A 15,318-nucleotide genomic window follows, 5' to 3' on the forward strand; every position below is an offset into this window, starting at 1 on the left:
GTGGCGAATGACGGTGAGACGATGACCACGATCCTCCACGTGAGCGATACTCACCTCGGAAAACGCCAGTACGGTAGCGACGTTCGGCGGGCGGACTTCGCGAACGCGTTCGAGCAAACGGTCGATATCGCCCGCGGGGATCACCCCGACCACGACAACGAGCCGGTCGACGCGGTGATCCACACGGGGGACCTCTTCGATCAGCGCACGCCCCCGCTCCCGGAAGTGCGCAACTGCATTCGGATCCTACGGGGACTGGTCGATGCCGACATCCCGTTCTACGGTATCGTCGGCAACCACGAGCGCAAGATGGACGACCAGTGGCTCGACCTCATCGCCGAGACGGGAACCGCCGAACGGCTCGACCGGTCGCCGACGATGATCGAGGACGTCGCGCTCTACGGGATCGATTCGGTGACGAAACCCGCCTGGGAGACGACGGCGTTCGAACTCGAAGACGCCGAAGGCTCGTACCGATTGCTCTGTATGCACCAGCTCCTCTCTCCCCCGGTGCCCGAAATCATGGCCGACCACCCGAGCACGGAGGCCATCGAGAAGACCACGAACGAGGTTGACGCGCTCGCGCTCGGCGATTACCACGAGGCCGAGGAAGCGGTCGTCGATGGGGTCGATATCTGGTATCCGGGTTCGACCGAACGCTGCAGTGCGGGTGAGGAGGCTGCCCGGAGCGTGTGTCTCCTCGAAATCGAGGATGGCGAACTGACGCGACGCGCGCTCGAACTCGATACCCGCGAGTTCCGCCGGATCACCATCGAGTTCGGCGAGGGCGATGGCTACGGCCACGCCGCCGACGTCGTCGAGCGCCACGACCTCGACGGCGCGGTGGCGGTCGTTCGACTGATCGGCGAACGGACCTCGCTGACGGCGAGTGCAGTCTACGACCTCGCGACCGAGCACGGTGCGGCGGTCTGTACGGTCGACGACGACCGCGGCCGCGAGGCGCTCGATCCCGACCAGGGTCCCTCGGGGGTCGTCAAGCGCCCCGACCAGCGGATCGAGGAACGACTCGCCGAGGAATCGTTGAGCGACGTGACGATGGCGGTCGAGGCACGCGTGCGCGGCGACACCGACCTCGCGACGAACCGGGTGGCCGAGTGGGCCGAGGACCGAATCCGGGAGGCACAGACCGACGCGTTCACCGAGGCAGGAACGGAAACCGAAACCGAGAACGACGAATCGACTTTCGAGACCAACGAGGGAGCCACGGACGTCGAGAACTCACGGCTCGATTCGTGGGCGGTGCCGCCCGCGGAGGACGGGGAGGACGGCCGATGAGGATCAAACGCCTCCGGCTCGAAAACGTCCGGAGCTACAACGACCAGGAAATCGAGTTCCCCGACGGTGTCACGCTGGTCCACGGCGAGAACGGCGCGGGGAAGACCTCCCTGCTGATGGGGATCTTCGGTGGCCTCTTCCTCTCGAAGATCACCACTGTGGGGTCGAACAGCTTCACCCTCGACGACCTCGTTCGACGTGGCGAGGACACCGCGCGGGTCGAGCTCGCCTTCGAGGTCGACGGGGCGGAGTACACCACCGAATGGACGGTCCACAACACCAGCACGGCGTCGAGCGCCGAACTCACGTCACCGGCGCTCTCCTCGCCCGTGACGGGCGTCCGCGACGTTCGTGCGACGGTGGCGCGACTCGTCGGGATGGACGCCGAAGACTTCGCGAGTTCGGTCTACGTCAAACAGGGCGAGGTCGACCGGCTCATCGACGACGACGACCGGACGACGACCATCGATAGCCTGCTCGGGCTCGACGCGATCGACCGCCACACCGAACGGATGAAACAGGCCCGTCGGGCGGCAGGTCGCGTCCGCGACGCCAACGCCGAGCGCCGCCGTGGCCATGAGGAGGACCGCGCCGAGTACGACCGCGACGAAGCCGATTTCGGGCGGGCGATCGCCGAGCTCACCGACGATATCGACGACGCGGAGGGGAAAGCCGAGATGGCCGAGGAGTACCTCGACGACCTCAAGGAGTTCCGTCGGGAGAAAGTGGCGGCGCTCGAACGCTACGAGGAACTCATCGAGGAACGGCAGGCGAAGGCGACGCAGATCGAGCGTGTCGAGGCGAAACGCGCCGACCAACGCTCGACGATCGAGGCGGCCGAAGACGACATCGCGACGGCGGAGGACGAGGTCGAACGGATCGAAGCCGAGATCGCCGACCTGTCGGACGAGGTCGACCACGACCTCTCGACCGAAGCGAAGGCGGAAGCGGCGCGCGCAGCGGTCGCCGACACCCTTACCGAGGCGAGCGCCGAGCGTGCCACAGCGAAGAGCGAGCTCGATGCCGCACGCGACGAACGCGACCGGCTCGACACCGAGCACGACGAGACCGCCGAGACCCTCGACGACCTCGTCGACGAACGCGACGCGCTCCGTGAACGACTGGCCACCATCGACGAGCGCATCGACGAGGCCGAGACGACGACCGAGACGGCGCTCGAAAAGCGCCGCCGTCGTGTCGGGTCGTTCCTCCCGGATACCGAACCAGTAGACGTGGACGACGACCACCGCGAGGCGGTCGAGGAACGCGTCGAAACCCTCAACGAGAAACGCGAGGACGCCACGAACGACCTCACCGCGGCGCGGACGAAACGCGAGGCGAAGACGTCCGCTCTGGACGAGGCACGGGCGGAACGTTCGGATCTCGAAGATCGGCTCGATGACCTGACCGAACGGCGCACGTCGCTCCACGAGGAGATCGAGACCGAAAAGGCGGCGCTCGACGGGGCGGTCGAGGAACTCGACGACCGGATCGCGGAGCTCGACCCGGTCGACGGGCTCGATGCCGACATCACGGCCGAGACCCTTGACGAGGTTCGCACCGAACGCCTCCCCGCGCTCCGCGACGAACGCACCGACGCCCTCAGCGACGCCAAAAGCACCGTCGCCGCCCTCCGTACCGAAGCACAGCGCTACGAGGACGACCTCGACGAGTTTCGAGAGCTCGGTCCGGGGTCGACGTGCCCGACCTGCGGGCAGACGGTTTCGGAGGCGCACGTCGTCGAGGAGATAGACGAGTTGGAGGACTCGCTCGCCGACGTTCGCCAGCGCCTCGCGTCCGCGGAGCGCGAGCGGGATTCGCTCGCGGCGGACGTGACCGGCATCGATTCGCTCCGCGAGGACGTCGTGGCGGCCATCGACTATCGCGACGACGTTCTCGAAGAGCACCGAGCGGCGCTCGAGACCCTCCGCGAGGAAGAGAGTGACATCGATGCGGAGGTCGCCGAGACCAGCGACGCAGTCGAGGAGACGGAGGCGGAGATCGAGCGCATCGAGGGCGAGATCGAGACGCTCGACGAGCGCATCGAGGAACTCGAAACCGAGGAGCGAAAGGCACGTGGAGCCGTCTCCGCCGGCGAAAACGTACTGGAGACGTTCGAGACCGTCGCCGAACGCCGCGAGATGCTCGCCGACATCGAGGACGAACGTGCGGATACCGAAGACGACATCACCGATGTCGACGACGAGATCGAGGCGGCAGAGGAGCGGCTCGAATCACTCGACGAGACACTCGAAACGGCGCACGAGACGATCGAGGAGCGCGGAACGGTGCTCGACGAGGCCCGCGAGCGAGTCGAGCACATCGAGGACGAGCGATCCACGGTCGAAGCCATCATCGAGCGCTACGACGAGATCGACGACCACGAGACGACGATCGCCGAGGAAACCCAGCGCATCGCGGGGGCCGAACGCGCCATCGAGGACTTCAACGAACAGCTGGCGACGCTCGAACACGAACACGACGCCATCGAGAACGAACTCGGCGAGCACGACGGTCGGGAGGCCATCGAGGCCGAGATCGAGGAGACCGATTCGCGTATCGAACAGCGCGAGGCGACACGTGAGGAGTACACTACCCGAGCACGGCGTCTCCGGGACGAGCGCAACCGACTCGAGCTCGAACGAGATGCTTTGGTTCGCCTGAACGAACGAATCGACGAGTGCGAACGCAAGGAGCGATGGGCCGACGGGATCTACGACGAGACCGAAACGGTTCTCTCGACCTATCAGGCAGTGAAATCCGAGCTCCGCGAGGAGTACCTCGCCTACATCAACGAGTACACCAACGAGGTCTTCGGGAAGATCTACAAGAACGCGGGCTATCAGCAGGTGCTGATCGAGGAGGTCCACAACGAGCGCCGCGAGACCTACGACTACGCGATCCGACTCCTGCGTGGCGACGGCACGCGCGAGAACCCAAAGAACGCGAGCGGTGGCGAGCGCGCCATCGTCAACCTCGCGCTCCGGGCGGGTATCTATCGTCTCATCGCGGGCATGGGCGGCGGCGACCGAAGCGGTCTCCCGCCGTTCATCCTCGACGAACCAACGACGTTCCTCGACGAGGGTCATGTGGGCCAGCTCGAACGGATGCTTCGCACGCTCGACGAGTGGGACGTGCCACAGGTGATCGTGGTGAGCCACGACGAACGCCTGATCCACGGTGCGGACCACGAGTGCCTCGTGCGCAAGGACCCTGGGACGAAGACCTCGCACGCCGAGATGCGGGTCGCCGGCGACCCCGACTCCACCGGCGGTGGTCCCGACGACCCAGAGGAGTTGAGTGTCGTCGGGTCCGGAGGTGACGATTGAATGGACCAGACCGCCTTCGGGGTCGTGAAGGAACTGTTCGGGCATATCGACAACAGCGTCCCCGACGAACCCACCTCACAGACCGAACACGCACGTCGGCTGTTCTCGCTGCTCGCGCGCGAGGGTGGCCAGGTCGAAGCGCTCGGCGAAGTGAGGTGTATGAAAACGCCGATGGCGGACCTCGGAACGTGGAACGAGGACCCGTGGCCCGAGCACACCTACGGGATCGACGCCAGCACCACCCGACCGATCGAGTACAACAACGGTCTCGTCGTCGATACCGCGAGCGCGAAGCTCGGGGTTGCGGGGACGGATGGCAACCGGGACCTCGAACGCGACGGCACGATCCGCTCGGTGTTGTACTTCGACGACGACGATAGCCGGTTCTTCTCCGAGACCTTCGAGGGCGACGAGGGCCGTGTCGACGGCGAGGTGCTCGCCTTCCCCGGAACCGCCGACCGGACCTCCGACGTCACGCGGTGGGTCTCGACGGCGGCCCAGCGCCTTGCGGAGGGACGGCACGCGCTCGCCTCCGCCGATGCGATCGACGGGGCACTGTTCTTCGATGGCTCCGTTTACCCGTTGGGGGTCCTCTACTGGCTCATGCTGGACACCGTCGACCGAATGCCGGTGCCCTCGACGTGGGACGTGCCGCAGACGATCGCGGAGCACTACGTCGGCGTGATCGACCGGCTCTACGAGCGGGGTCTCCCGGTGATCGGGGTGGTGAAGACGTCGATGACCGGGCAGGTGCTCGACGCGCTCGAAACCAAGATCGAGACCCACGACCTCACCGACGAGAACGGGCTCCGGCTCGACGTGCCGTGGCGGCGCGACCATCAGTTCGTGAGCGAGGTCCTGCGAGACGACAGCCTGAATCACTTGACCTACACGTCGTGGTTCGTCCACGAGCAGGCGATCGACAACCGGCCGTTCGAGATGCTCTCGACGGTGGCCGACGCGCTCGACCACGGTGAACCCGCCGACTACCGGCGGGCGTTCTTCTACGTCCGGCTGCCAAGGACGGGTGGGGTGTTCCGGGTCGAAGCCCCGTTGCTCTTCCTCGGAGACGACGCCCAGCGCGAGGCGGTACAGCGAAAGGCGCTGAAGGAGATCGCTCGGAACGGCGACGTCCCCCGAGCGGTCACCCGTGCCGACAAGATCGCCCGGATCAGCCCCGACAACCGAAAGACCATCGAGAAGTTCATCACCTCGGCCGAGAGCCAGTTCGACTACAACCAGGACGGCCGGTGGAAGGATATCGAGGACCCAAGCGAGGTAGACCAATGAGCAACAATCCACTCGACGACGACCCGTTCGCGACGGACGACGAACAGTCCACTGCCGACGACACCGCCGCCGCTGTGGATGCGGACGGTGGAACCGACACCACAGTAGAGAGCAGTAGCACGGATGGCAGCGGCGGCGGGACGGCGCTCTCGGAACAACAGGTCCCGAGTTCGGCGACCGACCTCGGCCCCCGCGAAGTGGGCCACGTGCTCGCGAGCGAGACGATCCACGTCAGTCGAAGCGAGTACACGGTGAACGCTTACATCGCCACCGAGCGCCGTGACCAGGTGCGAGTGGGCGATTACGTCGGGGTCTCGTATCCCGCGAGCGACGACAGGCTGTTCGCCGCCGTCGACGGGTTGCGCTACGAACCCTACACCGACCTCGACGACCGCTCGGACGTCCACAACCGGATCAATCGGGGGTCCGCACTCGACGAGTCGGAGTACGTGCTGGTGGCCGAACTCGAACCCATCACCATCCTCTCGGTCGAAGCGGATGGGGCGGAAGACCCCGAAGGAGCGCTGTCGCGTGGCATCGTGAACAAGGTACCGAAGCCGAACACCGAGGTCGAGCGCGTCGAGGACGAGCCGACCTTGCGCGAGGGGCTCAACATCCCACACTCGGGGATATTCTGTGGCTACCTCTCCGTGGGTGGCGACGCAATGGAGGTCGGTGGCGAACCGTTCCCGTACTACCTCTCGAACCCCGGTATCGGTCCCACTGGCGAGGTCGAGTCGGGCGAGCCAGCGGTCTTCCGTCACGCGCTCGTCGCCGGCTCGACGGGGAAGGGGAAGACCCACTTCGCGAAGAACCTCCTCCGACAGTTCATGGGCGAGAAGCGCTACCCGATCGAGAATCACAGTACGGGAGACCTCGAACGGAGTCGGCTCAATACGGTCGTCTTCGACCCCGAAAACGAGTACTGGCAGATGCGCGAGGACGGTGCGATCCCGCCGGAGGACCGGCGACGGCTCGAACGCGCGGGAGTCGAGGTGGGCGGCGTCGATAGTCTGGAGGTGTTCGTCCCCGACGTGGCGAACACCACCCCGCCGTCGACTGGCGAGAGCCGATCCTTCTCGATCCCGTTCTCGCTGGTGCGCTCGCGACCCGAACTCCTGATGCCGTACGACCCGACACCAGTGACCCGCGGGGCGCTCGAAGGCTGTCTCTCGTCGTACTTCGACCAGGAGGACGCACGGCCGACCTACGAGGCGTTCATCCACTATCTCGACAGGAACTCACACGAGGACAGCGTGCTTCGAGCGCGACACGAGATCGCCGACGGGACGTGGAGCGCGGTGATGCGCCGCGTGAAAGACGACGTGTTCACCGACGTGTTCGACGGCGGCGGTGACGGGGGAACCGGCGCGAACCCGCTCGACGACATCTCCGGGGAACTGTTCCGCGAGGGGCAAGTGACGGTGATTCCGACGGGCCATCTCCGCGGCGGGAAGGAAGAGCTCACCGTCCTCACGGTGCTGTCCTACGTGATCGAGAACAAGATCTCGGACCACGACGTCGATACGCACATCAAGGACACCCCGATGCTGATGAGCATCGACGAGGCGCACAACTACCTCTCGGGCGCGGACACGCTTCGTGGCCAGTACATCATCCGTCGAGCACGCGAGGCCGCGAAACAGGGCCGGAAGGACAAACTCGGGCTCCTGATGATCACCCAGAACCCGGAGGACATCGACGACGAGGTGTTGAAACAGACCAACACCAACGTCTTCCTCGGTCTCCGGGACGAAGTGGTCGAGCGGGTCCCATCGGTTCCCTCGGAGTTCAAACGCGATATCCCGAAGTTCGGCAAGGGGCAGGCGGTCGTCAAAGCCCCCGATGTCGAGGCGGTCGAGGTCGTCGGCCTCCCGTTCTGTGTCACGAAACACTCGTAGCTCTCGGCGGTTCGAAAGCTCCGTCCGGGCCCGGCGAGTGCCGCGCTATTCCGTCGACCCGAACCCTCTTATGAAACACAGCCCTATCCGGTCCCAATGACCGACACGGTGGACGAGGGGTCACAGCCCTACGATACGGACGCCTCGAATCAGGAGAAACTCGACGCGCTCGAAGAGCGGATCGAGATCCTCGACACCCAGAACGAGGAGATGCGCGACAAGCTGCTCGACGCGAACGCCGAGAACAACAAGTTCCAGCAGAAGCTCGAACGCCTGAACCACGAGAACAAGAAGCTCAAACAGTCGCCGCTGTTCGTCGCCACGGTCCAGGAGATCACCGACGACGGCAGCGTGATCATCAAACAGCACGGCAACAACCAGGAGGCGCTGACCCAGGTCACCGACGAGACCCGCGAGTCGCTCGAACCGGGCTCGCGCGTCGCGGTCAACAACTCGCTGTCGGTGGTTACGGACCTCTCGAACGAGACCGACGTCCGGGCGCGCGTGATGGAGGTCGAGGAGAGCCCCGGCGTGGAGTACACCGACATCGGCGGGCTGACCGAACAGATGAACGAGGTGCGCGAGACCGTCGAAATGCCGCTCGAAAGCCCGGAGATGTTCACCGACGTCGGGATCGACCCACCCTCCGGCATCCTGCTTCACGGCCCGCCCGGCACGGGGAAGACGATGCTCGCCAAGGCCGTCGCGAACCAGACCGACGCGACGTTCATCAAGATGGCGGGCTCCGAGCTCGTCCACAAGTTCATCGGCGAGGGCGCGAAGCTCGTTCGCGACCTCTTCGAGGTCGCCCGCGAGCACGAACCGGCGGTCATCTTCATCGACGAGATCGACGCCATCGCCTCGAAACGAACGGACTCGAAGACCTCCGGCGACGCCGAGGTCCAGCGGACGATGATGCAGCTCCTCAGCGAGATGGACGGCTTCGAGGAGCGCGGCGAGGTCCGGATCATCGCCGCCACCAACCGCTTCGACATGCTCGACCGAGCGATCCTCCGCCCCGGTCGGTTCGACCGCCTCATCGAGGTCCCCAAACCCGACGCCGAGGGCCGCGAGAAGATCTTCGAGATCCACACCCGCGGGATGAACCTCGCCGACGACGTCACCTTCGAGGCGCTCGCCGAGGAGATCTCCGGTGCGAGCGGCGCACAGATCAAGGCGATCTGCACCGAGGCCGGGATGTTCGCGATCCGCGAGGACCGCACCGAGGTCCGGATGACGGACTTCCACGAGGCGTGGGCGAAGATCGACGCCGACGAGGACGCCGACGAGGACGAGGTCTCGAAGACGTTCGCCTAGCCACCTTTTGCTGCGGTCGCTCACTTCGTTCGCTCCCTGGCAAAATGTGGATCAAAAGCGCGTCGGGTTCCTTTCAGTCACCCTCGCGCCCGCTCGCTCGGCTCCGCCTCGCTCGCGGTACGACACCTAACTTCCCCGCAACCGCCCTGCACAGCACCGCCAAAGCCCTCGCCGCGCGCTCCTTTCGGTCGCTTCTCACTCGGCCTACGGCCTCGTTCGCGCGGCTCGCCCTTCATCCGCCAGGTTCCACGACCGCATCCGCAGACCGCCATCCGGCCGCCACCGCACCGCCGCAGCGGCCGCACCGCATCCGCACTGCCCCGCTCAGTGCTCCGTCGCCGGGACACCCGCGACCGTCGTCCCGGGTTCGACGTCCTCAACGACGAGGGAGTTCGCGGCCACCCGCGCGTCGGCTCCGATCTCGACACCCGGCAACACGATGGCCCCCGCACCGATCATCGCGCGCTCGCCGACGACGATCTCACCGGTCCGGTACTCGTCCTGCAGGAACTCGTGGCACAGCAGCGTCGCATCGTAACCGATGATCGCGTCGTCGCGAACGGTGATGAGCTCGGGCCAGAAGACGTCCGGCGTGGATTCGAGCCCCCACGAGACGCCACGACCGATCGTGACGCCGAGCCGCCGGAGCAGCCAGTTCTTGAGCCGGAGACTCGGGTTGAGTCGCACCAGCCAGATCACGGCGTAGTTGCGCGCCACGACCAGCGGGGACTTCGCGTCGGTCCAGGACCACAGCGAGTTCCGCGATCCGGGGGTGGCGTGGTGTTCGATCCGGTCGTGACGCGAGACCATCTCAGTGCCCGCTCGCGTCCCGGAGCTCGTCCATGTGCTCGATCCGTGACTCGACGAGGTCCGCCGTGCCGATGTCGTGGCGCACCCTGAGCCCCTCGGTCCCGGCGTAGGCGAGCGTCTCCTCGACGACCTCCTCGGCCGTCGCGATGTCGTCGGCGATCCCCACCACCGCGAACGCCCGCGAGGTCGTGGTGTAGACCCCGTCGTCGCGCTCGTCGACGCTGGCGTAGCACAGCATCGCCTCCGGCGACCGCCCGCCCTCGACGGCCGTCGAACTCCCTTCATCCGCGAACCGCTCGTTGACCTCGTCGATGGCCGATTCGTCCACGTTGACTTTCGCGCCCGCGGTCGGGTCGTCGGGGTAGCCTTCGGGGACCGCGTACTTGCACACCGTCGCGCGGTCGGCGAAGTCGAGCGCCGGGAGCGACTTCCCGTCGCGCCCCGCGGCGAGCACCGAGACGAAGTCGGTGTCGAGCACGGGGAGGACGTTCATCGCCTCGGGGTCGCCGAAGCGCGCGTTGAACTCCACCACCTTCGGGCCGTCGGCGGTCAGCATGAACTGGCCGTAGAGCACCCCTGTATACTCGTCGAGCGCCGCGACGGTCTCCTCGACGATACCGACCGCCGCGTCGTAGTCCTCCTGGTCCATGAAGGGCAGCGTCGCTTCGCTGTCGCTGTAGCTCCCCATTCCACCCGTGTTCGGTCCCTCGTCGCCCTCGTAGGCGCGCTTGTGGTCTTGGACCGCGGGCGTCACCCGAACGTCGCCGTCCGCCACCAGCGCCTGGAGCGTGAACTCCTCGCCGACGAGGCGTTCCTCGACCACGACACGGTCGTAGTCGGCCTCCCGGAGGTACTCGACGGCCTCCTCGGGCGTGACCTGGTCCCCGACGACGCGAACACCCTTCCCGCCCGTCAGCCCGGCCGGCTTGACGACCCAGCCCTCGCCGTGCTCGTCGACGAACTCGCACGCGCGCTCGGTGTCGTCGAACGTCTCGAACGCGGGACAGCCGGGGATACCGTGTTCGCGCATGAAGCGGCGCTGGTAGGCCTTGTCCGTCTCGATCCGCGCCGTGTCCGCGGTCGGCCCGAACGCGTAGACCCCGCTATCCACGAGTGCGTCAGCCACGCCGGCTTCGAGCGGCGTCTCGGGACCGACGACCGCGAGGGTCGCGCCGACCTCCTCGGCGTACGCCACGACGGCCTGCGGAGTCGTGGTATCGAGGGTCTCGAACCCGTCGGCCAGCGCGGCGATTCCGGGATTCCGGTTCCCGGCACAGGCATAGAGCGTCGCGTCGCCCGCGACCGCGCGCGCGATGGCGTGTTCGCGACCCCCGCCCCCCACCAGCAGGACTGTCTCCGTCATGCTGGGTAGGCGTCGCCGGGCGGTCTAAAGTGTACCCCTCCCGGTCGAATACGGGTCGACGACGCGTCTGAATCGGACGGTTTGGCTCGTCTCCGAGCGGACCGACGCCCGTCGCCCCAGCCCGACCGACCGCCGTCCGGACCCACCGCAGTTGCAAGCCTCCTGACTAATCGTCTCCGGCCCGACTTCACTGACGAGGCAACAACAACAATGTTCTACCACGACGACGAACTCCAGTACGAGGTCGAGGTCGAAGATCCGGACCCGCGGTTCGCGAAGATGCTCCAGCAGGCCATCGGCGGGGCCGAGGGCGAGATGCGGGTCGCGCTCCAGTACATGTTCCAGGCGTTCGCGGTGCCCGCCGACAAATCGGAGTACCGCCAACTACTGATGGAGACCGCGACCGAGGAGCTAGGCCACATCGAGATGCTCGCGACGGCGGTCGCGAAGAACCTCCAGGGTGCTTCCGAGGAACAGCGCGAAGCCGCACGCGAGGACGCCGTGATCGCCGAGATGATGGACAGCGGCCAGCCCCGCCAGGCGCTCTCGGCTGGCCTCCACGCGATGCCCGTCGACTCGAACGGCGCGCCGTTCACCGGCGGCTACGTCGTCGCGAGCGGCAACCTCGCGGCCGACATGTACGCGAACGTGATGGCCGAGTCGACGGGGCGATTGCTCGCCACCCGACTCTACGAGATCACCGACGACCCCGGCATGGAGGACATGCTCTCGTACATGATCGCCCGCGACACCATGCACCAGAACCAGTGGCACGCCGCGCTCGACACCATGGACGACCACCTCCCGGTTCCCAACAGCTTCCCCCAGGAGAAGGAGAACCAGGAGTACAACTACGAGTTCATGTCGACCTACAAGGACTCCCGACCCGACCCCGAACAGCGCTGGACGGGGGGCGAGTCCATCGACGGCGAGGGCGAGTTCTCCTACGGCGACCAGCCCGGCGGCGGGGAACCCGACCTCGACGAGGTCATCGAGGCCATGCACAACGAGATCAACTGACCGGGACGGTTCGACGTCCCCGATTCCGGTTTCGTGAAGAGGTCGACCGGTTGTAACTGCCACCAACGATCCACGGGGACCCAGCCGTAGTCTTCTTGTCCTCCTGTCCTGTCCATCCGAGTATCATGGGGTCTCGGGCAACGCGGATCGCTGCCGTCGTTTTCTGCCTACTCCTCTGTGCGGCCAGCGTGAGCGCTCCCATCGGTGCGTCCACGAGTCCATCGCTGTCGTCACAGGCCCCGAACGGGCAGGGGTCGGCAGCGACCGAGCCCACAGACTACGGCAGCCACCGATACCAGCTCGGGGCGGAGAACCGCTCCTTCCAGTTGCAGGCGGAAGAGCCCCCGAACACGCTCACGATCGTCGGCACGGGCGACGAACGCGTCTACTACAACGCGACGACGAACGGTCGGTTCGAGGCGGGGAGCGCGGCCGACTTGGTCGACGCCGAGCAACCCGATACGGTCTCGAACACGAGCGCGGCGGGCTCGACGGCGGAGAGCGGCGTCGACGACTTCAACTTCACCGGACAGCTCACGGACCTCCGGGTCCGCGGCGGACCGGTTCGCGTCTACGTCAACGGGAACCGGATCGATCCCGCCGCGGTCCCGGATACCACCGTTTCACCCCTCAACACGACCGCGGTCCTCACCATACCCGCCGGCGAACGTCAGCAGGAAGCACACCCGCAGGCGGGGCTGGACGTCTCGGCATCGCTCGCGCTCGAAAACGACCGGCTCGGCGGACGGTACCAACGACTCCTGCTGGACGAGCGGTTCAACGACATCGAGTCCCCGGCGCTCCGACAGACGACGGTCGGCGCGGCCGCGGGGGTGATCGAACGGGGCATCGAACGGCTCTCGACCCGCCAGCAGTCGTCGATAGCGGCCTACAACAACGGTTCGCTGACGGCACACGAGTTCCTCCGCGACCTCGCCGTCATCGACGAACGGGCCGGACAGCTCTCGCTCGCGACCGATCGCGTGGTCGCTCGCTCCCAATCGACGCCCGGTGCGACGGTCGGAGGACAGAGCGTCAGTAGCTGGGCGCAGGACCGCGACCTCAAACTCGCGACGCTGCAGGGCCCGGTCAGAGACCAGATCCAGGAGGCGCTCAACGGGAACCACACCGACCCGGTGGCGAGCGCCACCCCGAGCGGTGCGTCGAGGGCCGTCGCCGAATCGGGAGAGCAACGTCAGTACCCCACGCCGCTCCCGGTCTACGTCGAGACGTCGAACCGTGGCGTGATGCTGGCGACGGTCGTCGACGGCGAGTACTACCGCGAGCTCTCCCTCTCGCGCCAGCGCAACGCGACCGGGGACGGGTTGTCGGACGTCGACGCGATCTTCAACCGCGTGGCGGAGCTGTATCCCTGGGCGTCGGCTCACTCGCGAACGACCGGGCTGACGGGGAGTCGCCAGAGTGAGCTCTCGGGGATCACGATCGGTCACTCTCACGGCGAGCTGACGACGTTCGTCAACCTGAGCACGGGCCGTGTCGTCGCCGAACACCAGCGGAAGACGCTGGGGAGCGTGCCGACGGCCGAGCCGGTGAACACGACGAAGGCCGGGGTCCGACTCAGCGTCGAGCGGACACAGCCGACCGGCCCGCTCCACCTCTCGCTGGCGACACCCGACGGGGAGCCGATCGACGGCACGGTCCACGTCGACGGCGGCCCGGCCATCCGGACGGGGACCGACGGCGAACGCTGGACCGTCGCCCCCGACGGTCGGGCGACGGTCGTGGCACGCGCGAACAACGAAACGGTCCGGGTCCGGCTGCCGCCACAGCCGTCGTGATCGTACTCGCACACTCCGTTCTCGGCGATGAGTCAGCGGCTTTGGATTACAAAAACGGGTTCGAGTCGTCGGCCGTCAGTACTCGCCTTCGCCGGCCTCGTTGTCGTCGTACCGGCCGGTTGCCCGGTCGTAGACCGAATAGAGGTAGAGGGTGGTCGCCGCGAACACGCCGGTCCCGCCCCAGAACAGTGCCGGCGGGCCGCCGTGGCTCACGCCCGGCACGTAGGGGTATTCGAGGGACTTGTCCTCCACGATGGTCTCCGACTCCGGGACGATCCCGCTCCCGACCTCGTCGGGGATCTCCGTTCCTTCGGCGGGTCCGCCGGGGCTCCCACAGACGATCCGGGCGACCATCCCGAGCGACTTGTGGGGGGTACAGTAGTAGTCGTAGGTGCCCTCGGTCCGGAAGGTGTAGGAGAACGACCCCGAGCTGATCACCCCGCTGTCCCAGCTCTTCGCCCCCTCGGGGATGAGGGTGTTCGACGCCTGCGGGTTACCCTGGGAGTACGAGGCCGTGGAGTGCTGGCCGCTCTCGATCGTCCACTCCACGGTGTCGCCGGGTTCGACGTAGAGCCCCACCGGGTCGAAGTAGTAGTCCGAGCCCTCGGTGTACATCCCGACGGTGTGGGTCGTGCCGCCGCCCTGCTGGTCCTGTCGGAGCGTGGTCACGGCCCCGGCCTGGCCCATCGAACCGACCGCCGCCCCCGTCCCCGCGACGCCCGTCAGAAACGTCCGTCGCTGCATCAGCCCTCTCCCTCCGGTCGCCGTCGGATCGCGTGCATACGACCCCCTTGATCCCCGGTTGGTGTATGTGTTCCGAACTCGGAATCGGCCGACGGGGGCGCAATCACGATCGAAGATCGTGTGAGTTCGGGTCGTCCGGTCCCCCGTCGGTGGCGAGCCGCCGCCGGAGGTCGGCCTCGTCGACGCGGAACTTGTACCGGGGCCGGTCGTCGACGAGGACGTACGGCACCCGCTCGCCGTAGGCGTCCCGAAGCTCCGGGTCCGTGTCGACGTCGACCTCGCGCACCTCGACGGCGGCCGCCACCTCCTCGACGACGCGGTCGATCGCCGCGAGCGCGTCCTCGCAGAGGTGACAGTCCTCGCGCGAGTAGACGGTTATCGTCCTCTCGGTCACGACCGGTGTACGCGACCCGGACCCAAAGCGACTCCGGTCGCGATCAGAAGGGTGT

11 protein-coding genes are annotated in these 15,318 nt (G+C 66.8%); 7 read left to right on the forward strand and 4 right to left on the reverse strand.

What is annotated here, in order from left to right:
* Window positions 1-21: 21 nt before the first annotated feature.
* From C447_RS13680 to pan1, 5 genes are all read left to right on the forward strand, one after another.
* A complete protein-coding gene (locus tag C447_RS13680; protein WP_007694930.1) occupies window positions 22-1,296 on the forward strand; it encodes a DNA repair exonuclease in 1,275 nt (424 codons plus the stop codon).
* A complete protein-coding gene (locus tag C447_RS13685) occupies window positions 1,293-4,625 on the forward strand; it encodes an AAA family ATPase (protein WP_007694931.1) in 3,333 nt (1,110 codons plus the stop codon). Before C447_RS13680 ends, C447_RS13685 begins: the two co-directional genes overlap by 4 nt.
* Window positions 4,626-5,915, forward strand: a complete 1,290-nt coding sequence (locus C447_RS13690; protein WP_007694938.1) for a DNA double-strand break repair nuclease NurA — start codon at window positions 4,626-4,628, stop codon at window positions 5,913-5,915.
* The gene (locus tag C447_RS13695) at window positions 5,912-7,816 is read left to right on the forward strand and encodes an ATP-binding protein (RefSeq protein WP_007694947.1); all 1,905 of its coding nucleotides are present in this window, start codon (window positions 5,912-5,914) and stop codon (window positions 7,814-7,816) included. The genes C447_RS13690 and C447_RS13695 overlap by 4 nt, the downstream gene beginning before the upstream one ends.
* A 96-nt stretch (window positions 7,817-7,912) precedes the next feature.
* Window positions 7,913-9,133, forward strand: coding sequence for a proteasome-activating nucleotidase Pan1 (gene pan1 / locus C447_RS13700; protein WP_007694949.1), 1,221 nt, complete (start codon window positions 7,913-7,915; stop codon window positions 9,131-9,133).
* 324 nt (window positions 9,134-9,457) lie between these two features.
* Here pan1 and C447_RS13705 read toward each other — a convergent pair whose 3' ends face one another.
* Complete coding sequence (locus C447_RS13705; RefSeq protein ID WP_007694956.1) at window positions 9,458-9,943, reverse strand: acyltransferase; 486 nt, start codon at window positions 9,941-9,943, stop codon at window positions 9,458-9,460.
* Window position 9,944: 1 nt separating this feature from the next.
* Window positions 9,945-11,306: a phosphoribosylamine--glycine ligase gene (gene purD, locus C447_RS13710; RefSeq protein ID WP_007694965.1), complete on the reverse strand. Its 1,362-nt coding sequence runs from the start codon at window positions 11,304-11,306 to the stop codon at window positions 9,945-9,947.
* Between the two features lie 210 nt (window positions 11,307-11,516).
* Here purD and C447_RS13715 point away from each other — a divergent pair, with 210 nt between their 5' ends.
* Entirely contained in the window at window positions 11,517-12,326 is an 810-nt protein-coding gene (locus C447_RS13715; RefSeq protein ID WP_007694968.1) for a manganese catalase family protein, read from the forward strand.
* 188 nt (window positions 12,327-12,514) lie between these two features.
* Window positions 12,515-14,125, forward strand: coding sequence for a DUF7096 domain-containing protein (locus C447_RS13720; RefSeq protein WP_237713416.1), 1,611 nt, complete (start codon window positions 12,515-12,517; stop codon window positions 14,123-14,125).
* A 75-nt stretch (window positions 14,126-14,200) separates the two neighbouring features.
* On the opposite strand, the gene C447_RS13725 is transcribed toward C447_RS13720, so the two are convergent.
* Window positions 14,201-14,869, reverse strand: a complete 669-nt coding sequence (locus C447_RS13725; protein WP_007694972.1) for a plastocyanin/azurin family copper-binding protein — start codon at window positions 14,867-14,869, stop codon at window positions 14,201-14,203.
* Between the two features lie 103 nt (window positions 14,870-14,972).
* The gene (locus C447_RS13730; RefSeq protein ID WP_007694974.1) at window positions 14,973-15,263 is read right to left on the reverse strand and encodes a glutaredoxin family protein; all 291 of its coding nucleotides are present in this window, start codon (window positions 15,261-15,263) and stop codon (window positions 14,973-14,975) included.
* Window positions 15,264-15,318 lie beyond the last annotated feature (55 nt).

Source organism: Halococcus hamelinensis 100A6 (genome assembly GCF_000336675.1).
Lineage (GTDB): Archaea > Halobacteriota > Halobacteria > Halobacteriales > Halococcaceae > Halococcus > Halococcus hamelinensis.